General features: G+C 37.6%; 21 protein-coding genes. 12 read left to right on the top strand and 9 right to left on the bottom strand.

Annotated features, from left to right (window positions below):
* Positions 1 to 54: 54 nt before the first annotated feature.
* From gorA to ACNART_RS12285, 3 genes are all read left to right on the top strand, one after another.
* Positions 55 to 1,410, top strand: a complete 1,356-nt coding sequence (gene gorA / locus ACNART_RS12295) for a glutathione-disulfide reductase (RefSeq protein ID WP_099075969.1) — start codon at positions 55 to 57, stop codon at positions 1,408 to 1,410.
* Positions 1,411 to 2,029: 619 nt separating this feature from the next.
* Positions 2,030 to 3,451: an NAD(P)/FAD-dependent oxidoreductase gene (locus tag ACNART_RS12290; protein WP_100159709.1), complete on the top strand. Its 1,422-nt coding sequence runs from the start codon at positions 2,030 to 2,032 to the stop codon at positions 3,449 to 3,451.
* A 45-nt stretch (positions 3,452 to 3,496) separates the two neighbouring features.
* Positions 3,497 to 3,991 (top strand): RidA family protein, encoded by a 495-nt coding sequence (locus tag ACNART_RS12285; RefSeq protein WP_198620055.1) that lies wholly within the window; start codon positions 3,497 to 3,499, stop codon positions 3,989 to 3,991.
* A 215-nt stretch (positions 3,992 to 4,206) separates the two neighbouring features.
* Here ACNART_RS12285 and ACNART_RS12280 read toward each other — a convergent pair whose 3' ends face one another.
* Complete coding sequence (locus ACNART_RS12280; RefSeq protein ID WP_198632402.1) at positions 4,207 to 5,187, bottom strand: LacI family DNA-binding transcriptional regulator; 981 nt, start codon at positions 5,185 to 5,187, stop codon at positions 4,207 to 4,209.
* Positions 5,188 to 5,403: 216 nt separating this feature from the next.
* On the opposite strand from ACNART_RS12280, the gene ACNART_RS12275 reads away from it, so the two are divergent.
* Positions 5,404 to 7,062: an alpha-glucosidase gene (locus ACNART_RS12275; RefSeq protein WP_368927573.1), complete on the top strand. Its 1,659-nt coding sequence runs from the start codon at positions 5,404 to 5,406 to the stop codon at positions 7,060 to 7,062.
* Positions 7,063 to 7,121: 59 nt separating this feature from the next.
* Here the strand turns inward: ACNART_RS12275 and mobB are convergent, their stop codons facing one another.
* Together mobB and mobA are read right to left on the bottom strand one after the other, a co-directional pair.
* Positions 7,122 to 7,640, bottom strand: coding sequence for a molybdopterin-guanine dinucleotide biosynthesis protein MobB (gene mobB / locus ACNART_RS12270; RefSeq protein WP_198632400.1), 519 nt, complete (start codon positions 7,638 to 7,640; stop codon positions 7,122 to 7,124).
* 11 nt (positions 7,641 to 7,651) lie between these two features.
* Positions 7,652 to 8,236, bottom strand: coding sequence for a molybdenum cofactor guanylyltransferase MobA (mobA, locus tag ACNART_RS12265; RefSeq protein ID WP_198620050.1), 585 nt, complete (start codon positions 8,234 to 8,236; stop codon positions 7,652 to 7,654).
* Between the two features lie 220 nt (positions 8,237 to 8,456).
* Between mobA and ACNART_RS12260 the strand changes: the two genes are divergently transcribed.
* The 4 genes from ACNART_RS12260 to polA all read left to right on the top strand — a co-directional run bounded on the left by ACNART_RS12260 (position 8,457) and on the right by polA (position 13,816).
* On the top strand, positions 8,457 to 8,726 hold the full coding sequence (locus ACNART_RS12260; protein WP_023583277.1) for a YihD family protein: 270 nt from the start codon (positions 8,457 to 8,459) through the stop codon (positions 8,724 to 8,726).
* A 14-nt stretch (positions 8,727 to 8,740) separates the two neighbouring features.
* Positions 8,741 to 9,736, top strand: coding sequence for a serine/threonine protein kinase (locus tag ACNART_RS12255; protein WP_109374233.1), 996 nt, complete (start codon positions 8,741 to 8,743; stop codon positions 9,734 to 9,736).
* 20 nt (positions 9,737 to 9,756) lie between these two features.
* Positions 9,757 to 10,380, top strand: coding sequence for a thiol:disulfide interchange protein DsbA (gene dsbA / locus ACNART_RS12250; RefSeq protein WP_109374234.1), 624 nt, complete (start codon positions 9,757 to 9,759; stop codon positions 10,378 to 10,380).
* A 637-nt stretch (positions 10,381 to 11,017) separates the two neighbouring features.
* Positions 11,018 to 13,816 carry a DNA polymerase I gene (gene polA, locus ACNART_RS12245; RefSeq protein ID WP_234980093.1) on the top strand — a complete coding sequence of 933 codons (2,799 nt, stop codon included), beginning with the start codon at positions 11,018 to 11,020 and terminating at the stop codon, positions 13,814 to 13,816.
* A gap of 107 nt (positions 13,817 to 13,923) precedes the next feature.
* Here the strand turns inward: polA and def are convergent, their stop codons facing one another.
* On the bottom strand, positions 13,924 to 14,442 hold the full coding sequence (gene def, locus ACNART_RS12240) for a peptide deformylase (RefSeq protein ID WP_151436305.1): 519 nt from the start codon (positions 14,440 to 14,442) through the stop codon (positions 13,924 to 13,926).
* A 485-nt stretch (positions 14,443 to 14,927) separates the two neighbouring features.
* Positions 14,928 to 15,560 (bottom strand): ribosome biogenesis GTP-binding protein YihA/YsxC, encoded by a 633-nt coding sequence (gene yihA / locus ACNART_RS12235; RefSeq protein ID WP_099075959.1) that lies wholly within the window; start codon positions 15,558 to 15,560, stop codon positions 14,928 to 14,930.
* 270 nt (positions 15,561 to 15,830) lie between these two features.
* Here yihA and ppiA point away from each other — a divergent pair, with 270 nt between their 5' ends.
* The 3 genes from ppiA to argD all read left to right on the top strand — a co-directional run bounded on the left by ppiA (position 15,831) and on the right by argD (position 18,682).
* Positions 15,831 to 16,400 (top strand): peptidylprolyl isomerase A, encoded by a 570-nt coding sequence (gene ppiA, locus ACNART_RS12230; protein WP_069369599.1) that lies wholly within the window; start codon positions 15,831 to 15,833, stop codon positions 16,398 to 16,400.
* Between the two features lie 374 nt (positions 16,401 to 16,774).
* On the top strand, positions 16,775 to 17,350 hold the full coding sequence (locus tag ACNART_RS12225) for an aminodeoxychorismate synthase component II (protein WP_100159719.1): 576 nt from the start codon (positions 16,775 to 16,777) through the stop codon (positions 17,348 to 17,350).
* A gap of 117 nt (positions 17,351 to 17,467) precedes the next feature.
* Complete coding sequence (argD, locus tag ACNART_RS12220; protein ID WP_198620046.1) at positions 17,468 to 18,682, top strand: bifunctional acetylornithine/succinyldiaminopimelate transaminase; 1,215 nt, start codon at positions 17,468 to 17,470, stop codon at positions 18,680 to 18,682.
* A 97-nt stretch (positions 18,683 to 18,779) separates the two neighbouring features.
* On the opposite strand, the gene crp is transcribed toward argD, so the two are convergent.
* Positions 18,780 to 19,412 carry a cAMP-activated global transcriptional regulator CRP gene (gene crp / locus ACNART_RS12215; protein WP_004246872.1) on the bottom strand — a complete coding sequence of 211 codons (633 nt, stop codon included), beginning with the start codon at positions 19,410 to 19,412 and terminating at the stop codon, positions 18,780 to 18,782.
* Between the two features lie 312 nt (positions 19,413 to 19,724).
* Here crp and ACNART_RS12210 point away from each other — a divergent pair, with 312 nt between their 5' ends.
* Complete coding sequence (locus ACNART_RS12210; protein ID WP_023583286.1) at positions 19,725 to 20,132, top strand: OsmC family protein; 408 nt, start codon at positions 19,725 to 19,727, stop codon at positions 20,130 to 20,132.
* 89 nt (positions 20,133 to 20,221) lie between these two features.
* Here ACNART_RS12210 and ACNART_RS12205 read toward each other — a convergent pair whose 3' ends face one another.
* The 3 genes from ACNART_RS12205 to ACNART_RS12195 form a co-directional block, all read right to left on the bottom strand.
* Complete coding sequence (locus ACNART_RS12205) at positions 20,222 to 21,091, bottom strand: phosphoribulokinase (protein WP_198626319.1); 870 nt, start codon at positions 21,089 to 21,091, stop codon at positions 20,222 to 20,224.
* Between the two features lie 65 nt (positions 21,092 to 21,156).
* Positions 21,157 to 21,378 (bottom strand): YheU family protein, encoded by a 222-nt coding sequence (locus tag ACNART_RS12200; RefSeq protein ID WP_023583288.1) that lies wholly within the window; start codon positions 21,376 to 21,378, stop codon positions 21,157 to 21,159.
* Entirely contained in the window at positions 21,375 to 22,355 is a 981-nt protein-coding gene (locus ACNART_RS12195) for a hydrolase (protein WP_109374240.1), read from the bottom strand. The genes ACNART_RS12200 and ACNART_RS12195 overlap by 4 nt, the downstream gene beginning before the upstream one ends.
* Positions 22,356 to 22,381: the final 26 nt, after the last annotated feature.

Here is a 22,381-nt window from a genome sequence, read left to right as displayed (position 1 = left end):
GAAAGACTTAGCCTGTGAGTTACCTATTTTTCTACAGATAAATGGATCAGAGAAATGACGAGCAAACATTACGATTACATCGCCATCGGTGGCGGTAGTGGCGGTATTGCATCAATTAATAGAGCGGCAATGTATGGCCAAAAATGTGCATTAATTGAAGCGAAAGCGTTAGGTGGCACTTGTGTTAACGTGGGTTGTGTACCTAAAAAAGTGATGTGGCATGCAGCGCAAATTGCTGAAGCTATTCATCAATACGGTCCTGATTATGGTTTTGATACCACAGTGAACCGTTTTGATTGGGATACGCTAATTAGTAGCCGTTCTGCTTATATTGACCGTATTCATCAATCTTATGACCGTGTCTTAGGTAATAACAAAGTTGATGTTATCCAAGGGTTTGCTCGTTTTGTTGATGCCAATACGATTGAAGTTAATGGCGAAAAGATCACGGCTGATAATATTCTGATTGCAACAGGCGGTCGTCCTGTTCAACCTAATATTCCAGGTGCTGAGTATGGTATTAATTCTGATGGCTTTTTTGAATTAAAAGCCTTACCAAAACGTGTTGCTGTTGTTGGTGCTGGTTATATCGCTGTTGAACTTGCCGGTGTGTTAAATGCTTTAGGTAGTGAAACGCACCTATTTGTGCGTAAACATGCGCCACTGCGTAATTTTGACCCATTAATCGTTGAAACACTGTTAGAAGTGATGGAAACCGAAGGGCCTAAATTACATACACACGCTATTCCTAAAGCTGTAATTAAGAATGCGGATGGAAGTTTAACGTTACAACTGGAAAACGGCACAGAGCAGACAGTTGATACATTAATCTGGGCAATTGGTCGTGAGCCAGCAACGGATAACCTGAATCTGGCGGTAACGGGTGTCGAGTTAAATGAAAAAGGCTATATCAAAGTCGATAAATTCCAAAATACCAATGTAAAAGGAATTTATGCTGTTGGCGATAATACAGGTGCAGTTGAATTAACGCCTGTTGCTGTTGCCGCAGGGCGTCGTTTGTCAGAGCGTTTATTTAACAACAAACCTAACGAACATTTAGACTATTCAAATATCCCAACAGTGGTATTTAGTCATCCAGCTATTGGTACTGTTGGTTTAACAGAGCCTCAAGCGGTTGAGCAGTACGGTGCTGATCAAGTTAAAGTGTACAAATCGTCTTTCACAGCAATGTATAGTGCTGTGACTCGTCATCGCCAACCGTGTCGTATGAAGTTAGTTTGTGTTGGTGCAGACGAAAAAATTGTTGGTATTCATGGTATTGGGTTTGGTATGGATGAAATGCTACAAGGTTTTGCTGTGGCTCTGAAAATGGGCGCAACGAAAAAAGACTTTGATGATACTGTGGCAATCCACCCAACTGCAGCAGAAGAATTTGTTACGATGAGATAAGCTATTTTCATTTTATCGCTTAAGCGTATTTTTATTATTATGTAAAAAGCTAGAGTTAACCCTCTGGCTTTTTTTATTGAGAATTTGTACTTACCCCAGTTTTATTTCGAACTCGAATATCCTCTTTTCTACGTATTTTCCAAAAAGTATATTCGTCTACTAACTGACCCATAAACCAGTTACTAGGTAAAGTTACTTATTTTGTAAAAATAAGGCTATTAGATAGTCAGATCATCTTTTTATTTTATGCAATTGTGCGATAGATTTTGCTTGTTTTGTAAACAATATTTTACAGCCCTCCTCGTCATTTGTATCAAAATGTTAATTATTTAAACAATTGCTTTTTCTATTAAAAATTTATCCCATTCTAAATATCTTATTATTTATCAATTGATAATAAACGCAAGGTTTTCATCTCTAGCTCATTAAATGATGATTTTCTATGAAAAAAAATGGTTAAAGTAACCATATTGTATCTATGGATATTGTTGTTCTAAGAAATGGTTAACAAATAATTATAATTATTAACAATATAATGAACTATGGTATTATTCAGTTTTAAAGAAATAAATGAACAACATTATAAATATAAATAGTAAATCCATTACTGAGGTAGAAGATGAAAATTTCAAGGAGAAAGCTGCTTTTAGGTGTTGGTGCTGCGGGTGTTTTAGCCGGTGGTGCTGCGTTAGTTCCAATGGTTCGCCGTGATGGCAAATTCGTTGAAGCTAAATCTAGAGCATCATTTGTTGAAGGTACAGAGGGTGCGCTGCCTAAAGAGTCTGATGCAGTGATTATTGGTGGTGGTATCCAAGGTATCATGACGGCTATCAACCTTGCAGAACGTGGCATGAGTGTCACTATTTTAGAAAAAGGCGAGATTGGCGGTGAACAATCAGGCCGAGCATACAGCCAAATTATTAGTTATCAAACATCACCAGAAATTTTCCCATTACACCATTACGGGAAAATCTTATGGCGTGGAATGAACGAAAAGATTGGTGCTGATACCAGTTATCGTACACAAGGTCGAGTAGAAGCCCTTGCAGATGAAAAAGCATTTGATAAAGCGCAAGCGTGGATCAAAACAGCAAAAGAAACGGCTGGATTTGATACACCATTAAATACGCGCATTATTAAAGGTGAAGAGTTATCAAACCGTCTTGTTGGTGCTCAAACACCATGGACTGTGGCCGCTTTTGAAGAAGACTCAGGCTCAGTTGATCCAGAAACAGGCACACCTGCATTAGCACGCTACGCTAAACAAATTGGCGTAAAAATCTATACCAACTGCGCGGTAAGAGGCATCGAAACTGCTGGTGGTAAAATTTCTGATGTTGTAACAGAAAAAGGTGCAATTAGAACATCTCACGTTGTTCTTGCTGGTGGTATTTGGTCACGTTTATTTATGGGTAACATGGGCATTGATATTCCAACGCTGAATGTTTACTTATCACAGCAACGTGTATCAGGTGTTCCGGGTGCACCTCGTGGTAACGTGCATTTACCAAACGGTATCCATTTCCGTGAGCAAGCCGATGGTACTTATGCTGTCGCACCTCGTATTTTCACAAGCTCTATCGTGAAAGATAGCTTCTTGTTAGGGCCTAAGTTCATGCACCTATTAGGTGGTGGTGAGCTGCCATTAGAATTCTCTATCGGTGAAGATTTATTTAACTCATTCAAGATGGCAACATCTTGGAAATTAGATGAAAAAACACCGTTTGAACAATATCGTGTTGCAACAGCAACGCAAAATACTGAGCACTTGGATGCTGTATTCCAAAGAATGAAAGCTGAATTCCCAGTATTTGAAAAATCACAAGTTGTTGAACGTTGGGGCGCAGTAGTTAGTCCAACATTTGATGAATTACCTATTATTTCTGAAGTCAAAGAATACCCAGGCCTAGTTATCAATACTGCAACCGTATGGGGTATGACCGAAGGCCCTGCTGCTGGTGAAGTGACTGCTGATATCGTTACAGGTAAGAAACCTGTTATTGATCCAACACCATTTAGTATGGATCGCTTTAAGAAGTAAATAACCCCTTGTTTTACTGTAAATTAAACATGTTAAGGAGTTTTCATGCGTTATAAAAGTTTACTTGTTGCTCTGCCTTTTATTTTTGGTGTAGCAAGCGCGAATGCGGAAGGTGTTGTACACCATAAACTAAACGGTATGCCTATTTCTGAGTCTGTTGAAGTAAGTGCAGGTAACAACCTTGTTTTCTTAAGCGGTAAAGTACCAGCTAAGAAATCAGCAGATGCACCAGAAGGCGTATTAGCGTCTTATGGTAATACTGAAGAACAAACTATTAGTGTATTAGAACAAATTAAAACTCACTTAAATGAACTTGGCCTAGACATGAAAGACGTTGTGAAAATGCAAGTCTTCCTAGTTGGTGGCGAAGAAACTAAAGGCGAGATGGACTTTAAAGGCTTTATGAACGGTTATTCTAAGTACTTTGATGCTTCTAAAACTGACCAACTGCCAGCTCGTTCAACTTTCCAAATCGCAAAACTGGCTAATCCAGCATGGCGTGTAGAAATTGAAGTTATCGCAGTTCGTCCTGCAAAATAAGAACGATAGCTTTTACTCAATTTTGAAGTAAAACATAATCAAATAAAACGCTAGAGAAGGGTAACTTTCTTTGGCGTTTTTTTATAGTATCGACATATTATGGCGATATGTCGATAAAATGCGTTTTTATAAACATAATAGCGAGACATGTTTATGGTATCGACATGTTATGGCGATATCTCAACACAAAACTGTCATAAGAATTGAATCAATAATTAGCTACTTTCACCTTGAATAAACTTCACTGGAATAACAGAGATGTTATCTGTTGTTTCTTTATTTTCAATTAATGCGCTAATCACTTCTACGCTTTTTTCAGCCAGTTTTTCAAAGGGTTGTTCAATACAGGTTAATTGGCGCAGTGTTTGGTTTAACCAAGGACTGCCATCGTAAGCAACTATTTTTAATTGTTCTGGAATGGCAATATTTCGTCTTGTTGCTTCATTAAATAATGCCATGGCGGGAATATCAGCAGCAAAAATAGCATCGATCTCTGAATGCAAAGAAAGTATTTTTGTTGCAAAAGAGTGAAAATAGTCTTTCTCTTCTTCTTTCCAATTTACTTTACAAGGAATAGGTTTAATACCTGCCTGAATAAGCGTTTCTTTAAAAGCTAAACAGCTTTGATATGAAGGGGTTGATGATAAATAACTTGAATTATCTTCAATATAGAGGATTTTTTGGCAACCTTTTTGAATAAGGTGTTCTGCTGCTAATCGACCACCAGTATGGTGATCGGAACACACTAGTGGAATATCACGAAGATGACGATCTAGCGTTACCACCGGTCTTTGAATATGCTGATATTCACTATCATCCAATAACAGATATTCTGCAATAATACCGTCGATCTGACCGCGTTTAAGCATATCAAAAAATATACGTTCACGTACTTTGCTATTTTGTGTTGCACATAACATCATGCTATAGCCATTTTCAGCGAGCTTATTTTCAATAAAACGTGTCACTGTCGCAAAATAAGGGTATTCAAGGCTATTAATAATGACACCAACAACAGCACTCTTTTGTTGATATAAATTTCTTAGCCAAGTATCTGGAATATAATCTAATTCCTCAACCGCTTTTTTTATTTTTTCTCGTGCAGCTTGAGACACATAGCCACTGTTATTTAATGCTCTGGAAACAGTGCTTGCTGCGACATTGGCTTTTTTTGCGACATCACGGATCCCGGCCATTGAATATGCTGTTGCTCCTTTCAATTAGTTGATGACCTAATATATCTTAATATGATTATGACAAACCCATCTTTATTGAGGTAATTGTGTTTTTTTAGTATGAGCTATTTCACATTTTAGTATGTTAATTACCTTACCCTCTCTTTTAGTGCCTATAGTATCTTATATTAATCATGGAACAGTTCCATATGTGCTAATTACCTTAGTGAGGTGAATATGTCTAATACTTGGTGGAAAGATGCCGTGGTCTATCAAATTTATCCCAAGAGTTATTATGATAGTAACGGGGATGGAGTCGGTGATTTAGCTGGGATCACGGAGAAATTAGATTATATTCAGTCACTTGGTACAAACGTTATTTGGTTATGTCCGATTTTTAAATCACCAATGAAAGACAATGGTTATGATATTGCTGATTATTCTGTTGTCGATCCTATCTTTGGCGATAATAACGCGTTAGATAAACTTATTAGCGAAGCTAAAAAACATGATATTAAAATTCTATTAGATTTAGTATTAAATCACTCTTCTGATGAGCATCCTTGGTTTAAAGCGGCAATTGAAGATCCTAATAGCCCATATAGCGATTATTATATTTTTAAACAATGGGATAAGCCGACTCCTCCTAATAATTTACGCACTTATTTTGATTGTTCCGTTTGGAGTCGCGTTGGAGAAACTAATCGTTGGTATTTCAATTCCTTTGGCCCTGAACAACCGGATTTAAACTGGGAAAACCCACAATTACGTAAAGATATTATCAACATGATAAATGTCTGGATCAAAAAAGGTGTTGCAGGATTTCGTATTGATGCGATTGGTAATTTAAAAAAATCACCTGAAGCCTTATCTGAATATCAATTTGAACCTGATAAAGATGATGGTTCAGCGTCTTTAGTGCCTTGGGTATTAAATCAACCTGGTATTGATAAGTTTTTAACTGAATTAGTCGAGAATACTTTTAAGCCTGCAAATAGTATGACGGTTGCAGAAATTGATGTACCTGAAAAAGATTTACGCGCTTATGTTGGCGAGAATGGTTATTTTTCCATGGTATTTGATTTTAGTATCGCTGATTTAGATATTCGTAATGAGAAACCATTTACCATTAATCCAATCACAGGTGAAAGATTAAAACCTGTATTTATTAAAAGTCAGCTAGATACTCAACGCGTAGGTTGGGGAGCACCTTATTTAGAAAATCATGATCAGCCTCGTTCATTAAATAAATTTCTTCCTAAAGGGGCGATTAATGTAACTAGTGCCAAAATGTTAGCGACATTTTTATTAACTCAACGAGGAACTCCTTTTATTTATCAAGGGCAAGAAATTGGCATGACTAATTGCCCAATGACATTAGAAGAACATGATGATTTGCATGTTTTTAAATTATATGAATGGGGTAAAAAATTAGGTTATAGCGACGAGCAAATAATTGAATACTTTAATGACCGTAGCCGTGATAATTCAAGAACACCTTTTCAATGGGATCGTGAAATAAATGGTGGTTTTAGTACTGGAAAGCCATGGCTAAAAGTTAACCCTAATTATGTGGATATTAATGCAGAGCAAGAGACACAAGATAAACATTCTCTTTTCGCTTATTATCAACAATTAATTGCATTAAGACGACATTCAAAGATCAGTGATATTTTGGTCTATGGTGAATTCTCGCCATTGGTTTCACCAGAAAACGTGATTGCTTTTAAGCGTACTTATGATGGTAACTCAGTCAATATTTACTGTAATTTTAGTGGTGAAGAAAAAGCACTTACCATTAAAGCTAAAGATATTTATTTGCATAACAGCCCAATAGTGGAAGATGCACAAGGTGGTCTTATTCTTCAACCTTATCAAGCAATTATTTTTGTTTAATTTTTTCTATTTAATTGAAGCTAAAGCGCCTTTATAAGGCGCTTTAGTCTTTGCAATTTTTATTTCGTCAGCTTCAGCCAATCTGCAATAAATTCTGCAATAGCCTCGGGTGCATTGATATCTAGTAGTGGGAAATCTACGTTTAAATCACAATCACTGGCGACGGCAATAACGTGCTCATCAAGTAAGTCATTAAAATTACGTTCGTTGATATGGCGATAGAGCGCAATTTTAGGAATAGCTTCGCCTTTAAAGCCTTCGACTAAGATTAAATCTAGCTTACTCGTATCAAAACGAGATGCGAGGTAATACAAATCTAATTCTGGTAGTTCTGGCGTCTCTGTCATTAATGCCCAACGTTGTTGGCTTGCGACTAATGTCTGATCTGCTCCTGCTTTTCTGAGTTCGTAACTGTCTTTTCCGGGCTTATCCACATCCATATCATGATGAGTGTGCTTGATCATGCCTACACGAATTTCTCTTTTGCGTAATTCTGGAATAAGTTGTTTTAGTAGTGTCGTTTTACCCGTTCCACTCCACGCCGTGATCCCTAAAAGGGGTAAATCTACTTGTGCCATATTTTTCATTCCTATTTTTTTAATTTGTTGGCTTTTTCAATATCGTCAGGGGTATTTAAATTAATAAAAGCACTTGCTTGATCCGCAAATAAAACAGAATGCGCATTTATCTGTTTCATAAACAACATTAATTTTCGATCACCTTGTGCTAAATAAGTTTCTAGCATAGGAATAATACGACGATTTAGCAGTGCTAAGGTAGGATGTTCTCTTTCACCATCATCAACATAAACGGCTAATGCATCGCCTCTTTGCTCATAGAGTTTTTCAACTAAATTAAGAGGGAAATAGGGGACATCGCAAGGTACAAAAGCAACCCAAGGTGTTGAAGCTTGCTTTAATAACGTGAGCATGCCAGCTAAAGGCCCTGAAAATCCTTCTATTTCATCTGTAATAACAGGATATTGGCTTTGGCGATATTGTTCTAAATTTCGGTTAGCACTAATCAGTATGCTATCAACTTGAGGTGCTAGTTTTTGGGCAATATGGCGGTATAAAGGCTGTCCATGTAGAATTTGAAGCCCTTTATCAGCCCCTCCCATTCGTGTTGCTTGGCCACCCGCAAGTATACCGCCTGTAATATTCTTCATTTTCATATTCAATATTTGTGAATAAATTGGCTAAATTTTCCGAACGATTTTTATCAAGGAAAGACGATATACTAATAAAAAATATCGACTTAATGAGATTTCATGTAAAGCGACAGCAATTTTTATCAAAAAAGCGTAATCTTTACGCATATTGACAGAGGTTTCCTTTTTCTATCGGATAATAATTGGTACTTTGTTGTTGTAATTAATAATAAGGATTTTTTGTATGAAATGTCACCGTCTTAATGAAGTTATGGAATTATTGCACCCAGTTTGGGAAGAAAATTCTGATTTAAACTTAATTCAATTATTGCAGAAACTGGCTGATGAAGCGGGTTTTAAAGGTCAATTATCTGATCTGACTGATGATATTTTGATTTACCATCTGAAAATGCGCGGTTCAGCGCCAACAGATGTGATACCAGGACTGAAAAAAGATTACGAAGAAGATTTTAAAACCGCCATTTTACGTGCTCGTGGCGTGATTAAAGATTAAATTCAGGATAGAAAATGGAAATGTCTGCCTCATTTAATTTTCAGGGACTTTCACCTGATAACATTTGGGACGCGTTAGTTAAAATCGGTTTTTATCCTGAGTCAGGGTTAACGGAATTAAATAGCTATGAAAATCGTGTTTTTCAATTTATGGATGAGCATCGACAACGTTATGTGGTGAAATTTTATCGCCCTCAACGCTGGTCGTATGAACAAATAAAAGAAGAACATGAATTCGTTTTAGCATTAAAGGAGGCAGAGGTATCCGTTGCTGCCCCTTTAATGATTAATAGTGAGACAGTTCATTTTTCTGATAATGGCTTTTATTTTGCAATATTCCCTAGCATAGGGGGAAGAGCATATGAAACTGATAATTTATTTCAGCTAGAAGAAGTAGGACGCACATTAGGGCGCATTCATCAAATAGGCAGAAAAAAGAGTTATGAGTACCGACCGACAGTTTCTATTGCAGAATATCTGATAGCGCCAAAATTAGAATTTGAAAGTAGTGCGTTAATTCCTAATAACCTCAAACCTCAATTTATAGAGGTTATAGATAAACTTATTCATGATGTGCGTCCTAGAATAGAGGACTCTGCATGGCAAATATTACGGCTACATGGTGATTGCCATCCCGGTAATATATTGTGGCGTGATGAAGTTGTAATGGTTGACTTTGATGATTCCCGAATGGGATCTGCGGTACAAGACTTTTGGATGTTATTGAATGGCTCACGGCAAGAGCAGGTTATACAGTTAGATACGATCCTTGAGTCTTATTATGAATACCAAGATTTTGATTTACGTGAATTGTCATTAATTGAACCACTAAGAGCAATGAGAATGGTGCATTATCTCGCGTGGGTATTAAAACGCTGGAATGATCCTGCTTTCCCTCGTGCTTTTATTTGGTTTCAAGAGCAAGATTTTTGGTTTAAGCAATTAGCCTTATTCAAGGGACAAGTGGAGCAGTTAAATGAGCCTCCTTTACAACTTAGTCCAATGTATTAATTCTTAGGAGACGATGAGAAATGAAAAAGATTTGGCTGGCGTTAGCAAGTATGGTGTTAGCATTCAGTGTTTCTGCTGCTGATTTTTCTGAAGGAAAACAGTATACGAACCTTTCTAAACCTGTTGCATCAGCGCCTGATGTTGTTGAGTTTTTCTCTTTTTATTGCCCACATTGTTATCAATTTTCTGAAGTGTATAAAGTCAATAGTACTGTTGAAAAGAATGTACCAGAAAATACTAATATTGTCCGCTACCACGTTGATTTCTTAGGACCTTTAGGTAAAGACTTAACACGTTCTTGGGCTGTAGCAATGGCCTTAGGTGTTGAAGATCAAGTTTCTCCAGTTTTATTTAAAGGTATTCAAGAAACGCAATCTATTCGCTCTGTTGACGATATCCGTAATGCCTTTATTAAGGCTGGCGTTAAAGGCGAAGATTATGATGCTGCAATGAATAGCTTTGTGGTGAATTCTTTAGTTAGCCAACAACAAAATGCTGTCGCTGATTTCCAAATCAATGGTGTTCCTGCCATGATCATTGGTGGTAAATATAAAATGAAAAATGATGGTATCAGCGCAAAATCACCAGAAGAGTATGCAAAAACATATTCTGATATTGTGAATCAATTATTGCTGAAAAAATAATATAGGCTTAATTTTTTCCTATATAGACTAAGTAAAAGTATATAGATTCTTATATGAAAAATAGCACTCAAGACATAGGAGTGCTATTTTTTTTACTTTCATATTTTTGTCATAATATAACTATCCACATTAATAAAAAATATTGAGATTAATTTATAATATCTTAATGATTTCGCTAAGTGATTGATTTTTTAATTGTGTTAATAAATTTAAAAGGAAGCTAACTTATTAATATAGAGAGAGTTACAAAACTACTCACAGAGTTATCCACAGGTTGTTCTGGTGTTGTCTAAAAAATAAATCCTTAATAAAAAAGATGATACTAATATGAACGTTAATATTTATGATGAATAAATAGCTCTATCTTAAATACTTTCTAATTTACACAGTAAGTTTACTTTTTATTCTTTGTTTTTAATTGAAATCAGATTAATGGATATGGCTTCTGATAAAAAAGTACTTTAATTAATATTAAGTTATCATTCATACTTATTCTTTCTGTTAAGTTCGGTTAATAATAAATAATTGAGTATTTAAGCCGAATTTCTGCATTTAAGAACAGGTAAAATTCGTCTATTGGGCTGTGATGTGGCATTCTAGTCATATCAACGAACCTCAGAACAATGATGAACAGATTATGGTCCAGATAGCAGAAAACCCCTTTATCCTTGTAGATGGCTCTTCATACCTTTATCGTGCCTATCATGCCTTTCCACCGCTAACCAATAGCCAAGGTGAGCCAACGGGTGCGATGTATGGTGTGTTGAACATGCTGCGTAGCTTGATAATACAGTATAAGCCAAGCCATGTTGCGGTTGTGTTTGACGCTAAAGGTAAAACATTCCGTGATGAGTTGTATGAGGAATACAAATCTAATCGTCCTCCAATGCCAGATGATCTGCGTGAACAAATAGCGCCTTTACATGAGATGGTGCAAGCAATGGGTTTACCCTTGTTATCTATTTCAGGTGTGGAAGCGGATGATGTTATTGGAACATTGGCACTAAAAGCGGCGGCTGATGGGCGTGATGTCCTAATAAGCACTGGTGATAAAGATATGGCGCAATTAGTGACGCCAAAGATCACGCTGATTAACACCATGACCAACGTTATTTTGGGTCCTGATGAAGTTAAAGAAAAATATGGCGTTCCTCCTGAACTGATTATTGATTTCCTCGCATTGATGGGCGATTCATCGGATAACATCCCTGGTGTCCCCGGTGTTGGTGAAAAAACCGCACTAGGTCTTCTACAAGGGCTTGGTAGTTTAGATGATATCTATCAACAGCTTGATAATATTGCAACATTGAGTTTCCGTGGCGCTAAAACACTTGGCGCTAAAATGGCCGAGCATGAGAAAGTGGCAAAACTTTCTTATAAGCTGGCAACGATTAAAACTGATGTTGAACTCGATAAAACGTTTGATGATTTAGTGGTTAATGAGCCAAATTTAGATCAATTATTAGAGATGTTCACGCGTTATGAATTTAAACGCTGGATAAGTGATCTTCAAAATGGTGGCTGGTTAGCACAACGCAGTACACACAAAGTTGCAGTGCCTTACACCTCAGAAGCTGTTAAACCCAAAGAAGCACCTGTATCAGCTAATTTTCCTGTTATTACACAAGAGAATTATGAAGCTGTCTTAACGCATGAAAGTCTGGCGCGATGGGTTGAGCTTCTCAAAAAAGCACCTGCATTTGCATTCGATACAGAAACGGATAGTTTAAATAATATTGATGCTCGTTTAGTGGGATTATCATTTGCTATTGAGCCGGGTAAAGCCGCTTATATTCCACTACGTCATGAGTATTTAGATGCGCCAGACCAACTTCCTGTTAATGAAGTGCTAGCGGCATTAAAACCCATTTTAGAAGATAAAAATATTTTAAAAATTGGGCAAAACTTGAAGTTTGATCGTGGCATTATGGAAAATGAAGGTATCGAATTAAACGGTATTCATTTTGATACGATGTTGGAGTCTTACGTATTAAATAGCGTGAGTAATCGACATGATATGGATACTTTGGCTGAAAAACATTTAAACCATAAAACCACGACATTTGAAGAGATCGCGGGTAAAGGTAAAGGTCAACTTACCTTTAACCAAATTGAGGTTGAGCAAGCGACGTTATATGCGGCTGAAGATGCCGATATCACTTTATTACTCCATCAAGCGCTATATCCTCAAATAGACGCTATTGAGCCTCTTAAGCATGTTTACCGCGATATCGAAATGCCATTAGTTCCTGTGCTTTCTAGAATGGAACGCAAGGGAGTATTAATTGATGCTCAAGTGTTAGCTGTTCAATCTCAAGAAATTACACAACGTTTGGCTGAAATTGAAAAAGAGACGTTTGCGTTAGCTGGACAAGAGTTTAATCTCTCTTCACCTAAGCAGTTACAAGAAATTTTATTTGATAAATTGCAATTGCCAGTTATCAAGAAAACCCCGAAAGGGGCGCCATCTACCAATGAAGAAGTATTAGAAGAATTAGCACATAGCCATGAATTGCCTCGCTTAATCTTAGAGCATCGTGGTCTTGCGAAACTGAAATCTACCTATACTGATAAATTACCATTGATGGTAAATAGTAAGACGAAGCGTGTACATACTTCATATCATCAAGCAGTGACGGCAACGGGGCGTTTATCTTCTCGTGATCCGAATCTTCAAAATATTCCAGTGAGAAATGAAGAAGGGCGTCGAATTCGCCAAGCATTTATTGCGCGTGAAGGTTTTAAAATTGTTGCTGCCGACTATTCACAAATTGAATTACGGATCATGGCACATTTATCGCAAGATAAAGGTTTGTTAGATGCCTTTGCTCAAGGTAAAGATATTCACCGTGCAACTGCATCTGAAGTGTTTGGTATACCTTTAGAAGACGTCACCTCTGAGCAACGTCGTAGTGCGAAAGCGATCAACTTTGGTCTTATTTATGGCATGAGCGCATTTGGCTTATCGCAACAGATTGGTGTTGAGAGAAGAGAAGCTCAGCGTTATATGGATCTCTATTTTGAACGTTATCCAGGTGTCTTGGACTATATGGAGCGCACACGTAAACAAGCTTCTGAACAAGGCTATGTTGAAACGTTAGATGGTCGTCGCCTCTATTTACCAGAAATTAATTCAAAGAATGCAATTCGTCGTAAAGCTTCAGAGCGTGAGGCGATTAATGCGCCAATGCAGGGTACCGCTGCGGATATTATCAAAAAAGCTATGATTGCTGTGGATAATTGGATTTGCAATGAATGTCCTGCTGATGTGCATATGATTATGCAAGTACACGATGAATTAGTGTTTGAAGTGCGAGAGTCTTACCTAGAGAACGCAAATATCATGATCCATAAATTGATGGAAAGCAGTATGGAATTAGCTATTCCGTTGAAAGTGGAAGTAGGTATTGGTAATAACTGGGATGAAGCACACTAGTTTTTAAGTATCGTTTTTAAATATTAAAAGGGCACAATGAAATACATTGTGCCCTTTATTTTTTATGTCAAAACTTATCAATATGTGAAAAAGAGATAAGTGAATAATTAAGCAACTTGCGAGTCTATCAGCTTGCTTAATTTCTTCTGTTTTTTCTCAATCCGTTGGCGTTTTAACGGAGATAAATGGTCAATAAAAAGTTTGCCATCAAGATGGTCTAACTCATGCTGAATGCAGCCTGCAAACAAATCAGCGGCTTCAAATTCAATTTCATCACCATTTCTATCCAATGCCTTAACCTTTAAGAAGCGGTAACGCTCTGTTGGGGCAAAAGAATCTGGAATAGATAGACACCCATCCATCATATCCATCACTTCATCTTCAGTGCTGATAATTTCAGGATTGATAAGTGCAATCGGTTGATCTCGGTTTTCAGAAACATCAATTACAACAATGCGTTTAGATACATTAACCTGAGGTGCTGCTAAGCCAATACCTCGTTCTGCGTACATGGTTTCAATCATGTCATCGATTAATGTGCGTATTTCGTCATCTACTTTTTCCACTGGTACTGCGACTCTGCGCAGACGCTCATCTGGAAAACGCAGGAGCGTTAATACAGCCATGGATACCTCATTTTATCGCTAATTACATATTTACTACGGTCTCGCAATAAGCGTATCACAAAATCATTAAGGATAAACCGCACCTTTTGTGTGATTTGTTCTATTTTTAATCATATTCACGTAAGTGATTAAAGTCTCATAATTATGTAATTAAACTACATTTATTTATGGTTTGAATACATAAACACATAGCTGAATCGTGTCTGCACGTGAAAAAAAATTACAAAAGGGCTTTTATTAACCAATAAAATAGAGTACATTATCTCTCGTAGGGTACAGAGGTAAGATGTTCTATCTTTCAGACCTTTTACTTCACGTAATCGGATTTAGCTGAATATTAGCTGCCCCAGTCGACTTTATTTCGACTGGGGCATTTTTTTATCTAAAATTCACTGAAGTGGTTTGTGCGAGAAGTGAAAGGGAAAAGTGATTTCCCTTTTATCAATAGAAGATCAGAACGCTATCGTTGAGAAAAAAGAAGATAATTAAGCGTTGTCATCATTTGTAGGCTGTTCTTCTGAGCCTGAAAACCATTCATTAAGTGTGTTACGTAGCTTATCAATGCCAATTTTTTTCAATGATGAAAAGTATTCTACGCGGATATCGCCTACTTTATTTGCCAGCTCTTCACGTACGCTCATTAACTGCTTTTTACGCGCGCCTGATGCGAGTTTATCCGCTTTAGTCAGTAAAACGAGAGTAGGAAGCTCTGAGCCCACAGCCCAGTCAATCATTTGCATATCGAGATCTTTTAATGGATGACGAATATCCATTAAAATAACCACACCTTTTAAGCACTCTCTTTTTTGTAGGTATTCACCTAAAGAGCGTTGCCATTTACGCTTCATTTCTTCAGGAACTTGGGCATAGCCGTAGCCTGGTAAATCGACTAAGCGTAAGCCTTCTTCAATTTGAAAAAGGTTGATTAATTGCGTACGGCCTGGAGTTTTACTGGTTCTGGCTAATCCATTTTGTTGGGTTAACGCATTTAAAGCACTGGATTTACCGGCATTAGAGCGACCCGCAAAGGCAATTTCAATTCCTGTATCTGGTGGTAAATGACGGATATCAGGTGCACTGATGATGAAATGTGCTTTTTGGTAATTAAATTGGGTCATTATGGTATAAACCTCTCTGAAATAATGCGGCTTTTCATGCATACTCATTTCAATTTTGCATGAAAATGAATATCTAAAATATTTATTTGCTCTATTTTGGCGCAATTTAATGACTTATAACAGTGCTTAAAAATTAAAATTTACCCTGTTATAACGTAATTAGACTTATTGAGCGTAAATAAAGGTAAATGATTGGCACTATTTACCTCAGCGAATTAGAATCGCTGCATATTAAGTAAGTTGTAGACTATTAAAGTAAAGGATCCCTGCATGTTAAAACGTTTTCTTGTCACCTTCGTTACCGCTTGCACTTTAACAACAGCGACTTTTGCAATGGCAACGGGAGAAACCTTCGTTAAATTAGTCACCTCTGAAGGCAATATTGAAATATCACTGGATAATAAAAAAGCCCCAATTACAACGAAAAATTTTATTCAGTATGTCGAAGATGGGTACTATAACGGCACCACTTTTCATCGTGTTATTCCTGGCTTTATGGTTCAAGGCGGTGGTTTTACTGCTGATTTACAGCAAAAACAAACCAGAGCGCCAATTAAAAATGAAGCCGACAATGGATTACGCAATGTAAAAGGTTCTATTGCCATGGCTCGCACATCAGATAAAGACAGCGCAACCAGCCAATTCTTTATTAATGTGGCTGACAATGCATTTTTAGATCACGGTCAACGTGATTTTGGCTATGCCGTATTTGGTAAAGTTGTGAAAGGAATGGATGTAGTTGATAAAATTTCACAAGCTCCAACTCGTAATATTGGACCTTACCAAAATGTGCCAGTAAAAACGGTCACTATTTTATCTGCGGAAGTCGTAAAACAATAAACGCATTATTAGGATAGGATATTTACTTATTCTAATAAGATAAAATGCATATAAACCGGAATGAATATTTTCATTCCGGGGATTTTTAGTACAAAAAAATCTTTTTTATCCTTCCTTTTTTCGTGTGATCTCCTGCAATAAGTATTCACTACGCTATTAATCACTCTATTCATCATCAATTACCGTCATTCTTGTTATTGCGCAATAAATCAGCAGGTTTTCTTGCTTACTATTCATATTTTACACCTGTGCTATGATAATCGGCTTTGTTGTACCCAAGTCGGTTAAACAACGAGCTATTTTGGCAAATCTACACTCGCTTTAAAATAGTAATAAAATAGATAATGATAAGAAAATCAGTCGGATAGGCTAATATGCTGTTACTTATTGATAATTACGACTCGTTTACCTACAACCTCTATCAGTATTTCTGTGAATTGGGTGCTGAGGTTGTTGTTAAGCGTAACGATGAGATCGGACTTAAAGAGATAGAAAAGATGATGCCAGCACATCTTGTTATCTCGCCAGGACCTTGTACTCCTGATGAAGCTGGGATCTCTCTTGAGGCTATACAGCGGTTTGCCGGTGAAATTCCTATTCTTGGCGTTTGTCTTGGACATCAAGCGATAGGACAAGCTTTTGGTGCATCAGTTATCAGAGCACGAGAAGTGATGCATGGTAAAAATTCATTAATACATCATAATCAACAAGGTGTTTTTAAGGGACTTAATCGGCCTTTAAATGTGACGCGTTACCACTCTTTAGTGATTGATGCGACGACATTACCGGTTCCCTTTGAAGTGACGGCATGGAGCCAACATGATGGAAATGTTGATGAAATTATGGGAATTCGCCATCGTACTCTGCCAATTGAAGGGGTTCAATTTCACCCAGAAAGTATTTTAAGTGAACAAGGACATGAGCTATTAAATAATTTCCTTAAATATTAAATGGATAGCATTTAAATAGCGAAATAAAGCCTTTTTATACAAAACCACATTTGATTTTTTATTCATATTTAGTGATTATATTTTCATATTGAATATGAATAACGATCAGGTGGGGTAATGACAAAGCAAAGCATCAACCGGGCAACTTACGATCAAGTAATGTTGCCAATTTATTCACCCGCAGAATTTATTCCTGTCAAAGGGATGGGTAGCCGTGTTTGGGATCAGCAGGGAAAATCGTATATTGATTTTGCTGGTGGTATTGCTGTTTTAGCACTGGGGCATGCTCATCCTGCTCTTAATCAAGCCTTGAAAGAACAAAGCGAACAACTTTGGCATGTTAGTAATATTTTTACTAATGAACCAGCATTGCGTTTAGCACAAAAATTAATAGATAACACATTTGCAGAACGTGTCTTTTTTGCCAATTCAGGCGCAGAAGCGAATGAGGCAGCATTTAAGTTGGCTCGCCATTATGCCATCACTCGCCATAGTCCTTATAAAACTAAAATTATTGCTTTTCACCATGCATTCCACGGCAGAACACTGTTTACAGTATCTGTTGGTGGGCAACCTAAATATGCAGATGGTTTTGGCCCTAAGCCAGCAGATATCGTGCATATTCCTTTCAATGATTTAGAGGCGGTTAAAGCGGTTATTGACGACCATACTTGTGCTGTCGTATTGGAACCTGTGCAAGGTGAAGGTGGTGTCACGGCAGCAACACCTGAGTTTATGAGAGGGTTACGTGAATTGTGCGATAAGCATCAAGCTCTGCTTGTCTTTGATGAAGTACAAACAGGTATGGGACGTACAGGCAAGCTTTTCGCCTATATGAACTATGATGTGACACCAGACATTATTACCACTGCAAAAGCGCTAGGAGGTGGTTTTCCACTCAGTGCGATGTTAACAACACATGAAATAGCTTCTGTAATGGGCGTAGGGACTCATGGTACAACTTATGGTGGCAATCCATTAGCTTGTGCAGTGGGTAATGTCGCATTTGATTTAATTAATACACCTGAGGTACTTGAGGGTGTAGAAAAGCGCTATCAATGGATTGTGGATGAACTGGTGGCAATTAATCAAACGTACGATGTCTTTTCGCAAATCCGTGGACAAGGTTTATTGATCGGTGCGCAATTGGCACCACAATATAAAGGTAAAGCCAAAGAGTTACTCGGTCTTGCTGCCAAACATGGCTTAATGATGTTAAACGCAGGAGCAGATGTGATGCGTTTTACACCATCGTTAATTATTACCCAAGAAGAATTACAAGAAGGAATGGTGGCATTAAAAGCGGCTATTGCGGAATTTGTAAAAGGGTAGTGCGGACTATAAACCCCATCTATAAGGATGGGGTTTATACAGATTGTATCATCAATAGCCCTTTTATTGGGCTATTGTTTGTTCGGGATAGGGAAACTTAGCGAGTCCCGTAAACGACGATAGTTTTACCGTGTGCTGAGATCAGGTTTTGATCTTCTAGCATTTTGAGAATACGGCCTACAGTTTCGCGTGAACAACCAACGATTTGACCAATTTCCTGACGTGTAATTTTAATTTGCATGCCATCAGGATGCGTCATGGCATCGGGTTGTTTTGCTAAGTTTAGTAAGGTTTGTGCAATACGGCCTGTAACATCAAGGAAAGCAAGGTTACCTACTTTTTCTGATGTTGTTTGTAATCTGTTCGCCATTTGAGCAGAAAGGCGCATCAGAATATCAGGGTTAACCTGAATTAATTGACGGAATTTTTTATAGGAAATTTCTGCTACTTCACAGGCTGTTTTTGCTCTAACCCATGCACTACGTTCTTGATCTTCTTCAAATAATCCAAGTTCACCGATGAAATCCCCCTGATTTAGGTAGGAGAGGATCATTTCTTTTCCTTCTTCATCTTTAATAAGAACAGCCACGGAACCTTTAACAATATAATAAAGTGTTTCCGCTTTCTCACCTTGGTGGATCAGCGTGCTCTTGGATGGATATTTGTGAATATGGCAGTGTGACAAAAACCATTCAAGAGTCGGGTCTGTTTGCGGCTTGCCGAGAACCATTCGCGTTATCCTCTGTACGTTAAATGCAGCCTTTCAAAACGGATAGGTTCCCTTTTGATACAGCGTGCTTAAAAATCCTATCTTTACCTATTAACTTCCTGAGAACACGGTAAGTTAATATGGAGTAGATTATAATAAATGAGAAAATAATGCATTGATCTTAACCACTATCATCAAGCAGATATTGTTTTTAACACAATTAGTGCATTAAGTCTCGTTTTACGCAGTCAGCATAATAAACCTATTTGCTAATTGCTAGTTGAATTATGAGAATGTACTCTTTTAGTTTCTGTCATCTTTAGGGGAAAATAAATGGAAGCGAGAGTTAAGTGGGTAGAAGATTTATCTTTTGTCGGTGAGTCTTCTTCTGGCCATCAAATCATGATGGATGGAAATTCAGGTGATAAAGCACCAAGCCCAATGGAAATGGTATTAATTGCTGCGGGTGGGTGTAGCGCTATTGATGTTGTGAGCATTTTACGTAAAGGTCGTCACCAAGTGACTGATTGTGAAGTGAAATTAACATCAGAAAGACGCGAAGAAGCCCCTCGTCTATTTACTGATATTAATTTACATTTTATTGTTTCAGGTAAAGAATTAACGGATAAAATCGTAGAACGAGCTGTTCAATTATCCGCAGAAAAATATTGTTCTGTTTCTTTAATGCTAGGAAAAGCAGCCAATATTACGCATTCATTTGAAATAAAAGATGCTGACTAATTTTGATATTTTAAAATAAAGTTTAATTCGAAAAATAATATCCCTTAATTAATGGGATATTATTTTTATAGAGATAAATTTTATTTTGGTTAACTTATCTTTTCGCCATTTAATAATTTTTTGACTAATGGCGCCATAATTAATTCCATCGCTAATCCTAATTTCCCGCCCGGTACAACAATAGTATTTATTGTTGACATAAATGAGCCATGCAACATCGCAAGCAAATAGGGAAAATCAATATCGGTTAAGCCTCGAAAACGAATAACAATAAAGCTTTCATCGAGAGTGGGGATTGCTTTGGCAGAAAAAGGGTTTGAAGTATCAACCGTTGGAACTCGTTGGAAGTTAATGTGAGTGCGTGAGAATTGAGGAATAATATAGCTAATATAATCATCCATTGAACGTACAACCGAATCTCTTACCGCCTCTTGTGAGTGTCCTCTTTCTGTGGTGTCTCGAATAAGCTTTTGTATCCACTCTAGGTTTACGATAGGGACAACACCCACTAGTAAATCAACATGTTGTGCGACATTGTGCTCATTGGTGACAACGCCCCCGTGTAACCCTTCATAAAAGAGAACATCGGTATTATTTGGCAAAGGCTCCCAAGGTGTAAATGTACCCGGTAATTGGTTGTAGGGAGTGGCTTCATCATAAGAGTGTAGATACTTGCGAGATTGGCCTTGTCCTGTATCACTATACTGACTTAAGGTCTTACTCAGTAAGCTAAAATCATTTGCTTCAGGGCCAAAATAACTGATATGTCTACCTTGTTCTCTGGCTTTTCTTATCGCCATATCCATTTCAGGACGGGTATAGCGATGGAAACTATCTCCATCAATCAATGCAGCATTTGTATTGAGTTGTTGGAATATCTTACGAAAAGCTTGGCTTGTTGTGGTAGTTCCTGCACCACTTGAGCCAGTCACTGCGATGATAGGATGCTTGATTGACATAGGTTATCCTTTTGCTAAATAAGGTTGGCCCTTATTGACGGCGATACATCGCTTGCTTTGAATAACTAACCAGAGCGAAACTGCGATGCCGGCATAATATTGACGCTCTCATGAAGTTCTGACCAAACCAATACGGCTTCACCGGATTTAAGTTGTTTTTTTACGTCGGCGACTTTTTGTTCAAGCGTTTTCTCTTGGATACCATAATCAGTGCCTTCTCGTAAAACAAAACTTTCAATAAGATTATCAAGTGTCTCTGTAGAAAGCTCATTCCAAGGAATTATCATTTGGTTTTCTCCAAATAAGCGGATAACCAGTCAGGTATTCGGCTTTCAAGCCACATCACGGGTTTAGACAGTTTTCCACTTACAAAACCGACATGCCCACCAAACTCGGTGAGTTGATATTCAATGTTATTTGGTAAGGTCGTGATATCAGGAATAACATCCGCAGACATAAAAGGATCATCTTTCGCGTGAATAATCAGTGTTGTTTTCTTTATTTTATTTAATAAAGGTAATGCACTGCATTGGCGATAATAATCCAACGCATCTTTAAACCCGTGAATTTTAGACGTGATAAGATCGTCAAATTGACGTAGTTTTTTAATGGATTTTATCGTCAATAAGCTGATTGGTAATGATTCAGGATAGCGAATAAGCTTGCGTGTCGCGTTATTTTTCAGCTCTTTTAACAGATACCATTGATAAAAACGAGAAAAGCCATGTTCAATTTTTGTTGAGCATGGTTCTAGCATCAATGGTGCAGAGACAATAACGGCAGCATCTACAACCGCATTTTCACCGCTTTCTGCGAGATAATAGGCAAGCATATTTCCACCAAGAGAGTAGCCAACGGCGGCTGTTGGTTGCTCACCAAATTCCTTTTTCAACCAATTTAAGAAGTAGCGAGCATCTTCCGTTTCACCTGAGTGATAAATGCGCTTTTGTCTATTGGGTTCACCACTACATCCTCTAAAGTGCATCACAACGCTTAGCCAGCCTCTCTCTTTTGCTGCGGCCAACATGCCGTGAGCATAAGGGCTACTAAATCCACCTTCTAAGCCATGAAAAATGACTAAGCGCGGTTTATTGAGTGCCGTTGTCGGATCTTCACTCCACGCTAAATCGACAAAATCGTTGTCTGGGAGATTGAGTCGTTGCCAATGTGGCGTAAGTTGTGGCGTCCTACGTACAATTCTTGGTAAGAGCGTTTGTAAATGTGGATTTTTAGCCCAACGCATTGGATTAAAGTATTGAGACATATTTTCCGTCTATCAAAATGAATTAA

The sequence above is a fragment of the Proteus sp. LHD240705 genome (assembly GCF_047921555.1).
Taxonomy (GTDB): Bacteria; Pseudomonadota; Gammaproteobacteria; order Enterobacterales; family Enterobacteriaceae; genus Proteus.
Note: the sequence above shows the minus strand (reverse complement) of the source record. Positions and strands in the feature narration are given on the sequence as shown.

Bases quoted from the DNA above. Each gene is read 5' to 3' on its own strand.
- ACNART_RS12200 (WP_023583288.1), bottom strand. From the start codon at position 21,378: ATGATAATTCCTTGGAATGAGCTTTCTACAGAGACACTTGATAATCTT.
- mobB (WP_198632400.1), bottom strand. From the start codon at position 7,640: ATGGCACAAGTAGATTTACCCCTTTTAGGGATCACGGCGTGGAGTGGA.
- ACNART_RS12280 (WP_198632402.1), bottom strand. From the start codon at position 5,187: ATGGCCGGGATCCGTGATGTCGCAAAAAAAGCCAATGTCGCAGCAAGC.
- crp (WP_004246872.1), bottom strand. From the start codon at position 19,412: ATGGTTCTCGGCAAGCCGCAAACAGACCCGACTCTTGAATGGTTTTTG.
- gorA (WP_099075969.1), top strand. From the start codon at position 55: ATGACGAGCAAACATTACGATTACATCGCCATCGGTGGCGGTAGTGGC.
- mobA (WP_198620050.1), bottom strand. From the start codon at position 8,236: ATGAAAATGAAGAATATTACAGGCGGTATACTTGCGGGTGGCCAAGCA.
- ACNART_RS12275 (WP_368927573.1), top strand. From the start codon at position 5,404: ATGTCTAATACTTGGTGGAAAGATGCCGTGGTCTATCAAATTTATCCC.
- dsbA (WP_109374234.1), top strand. From the start codon at position 9,757: ATGAAAAAGATTTGGCTGGCGTTAGCAAGTATGGTGTTAGCATTCAGT.
- ACNART_RS12210 (WP_023583286.1), top strand. From the start codon at position 19,725: ATGGAAGCGAGAGTTAAGTGGGTAGAAGATTTATCTTTTGTCGGTGAG.
- ACNART_RS12195 (WP_109374240.1), bottom strand. From the start codon at position 22,355: ATGTCTCAATACTTTAATCCAATGCGTTGGGCTAAAAATCCACATTTA.
- ACNART_RS12285 (WP_198620055.1), top strand. From the start codon at position 3,497: ATGCGTTATAAAAGTTTACTTGTTGCTCTGCCTTTTATTTTTGGTGTA.
- ACNART_RS12255 (WP_109374233.1), top strand. From the start codon at position 8,741: ATGGAAATGTCTGCCTCATTTAATTTTCAGGGACTTTCACCTGATAAC.
- def (WP_151436305.1), bottom strand. From the start codon at position 14,442: ATGGCTGTATTAACGCTCCTGCGTTTTCCAGATGAGCGTCTGCGCAGA.
- ACNART_RS12225 (WP_100159719.1), top strand. From the start codon at position 16,775: ATGCTGTTACTTATTGATAATTACGACTCGTTTACCTACAACCTCTAT.
- argD (WP_198620046.1), top strand. From the start codon at position 17,468: ATGACAAAGCAAAGCATCAACCGGGCAACTTACGATCAAGTAATGTTG.
- ACNART_RS12290 (WP_100159709.1), top strand. From the start codon at position 2,030: ATGAAAATTTCAAGGAGAAAGCTGCTTTTAGGTGTTGGTGCTGCGGGT.
- ppiA (WP_069369599.1), top strand. From the start codon at position 15,831: ATGTTAAAACGTTTTCTTGTCACCTTCGTTACCGCTTGCACTTTAACA.
- yihA (WP_099075959.1), bottom strand. From the start codon at position 15,560: ATGACCCAATTTAATTACCAAAAAGCACATTTCATCATCAGTGCACCT.
- ACNART_RS12205 (WP_198626319.1), bottom strand. From the start codon at position 21,091: ATGTCAATCAAGCATCCTATCATCGCAGTGACTGGCTCAAGTGGTGCA.
- ACNART_RS12260 (WP_023583277.1), top strand. From the start codon at position 8,457: ATGAAATGTCACCGTCTTAATGAAGTTATGGAATTATTGCACCCAGTT.
- polA (WP_234980093.1), top strand. From the start codon at position 11,018: ATGGTCCAGATAGCAGAAAACCCCTTTATCCTTGTAGATGGCTCTTCA.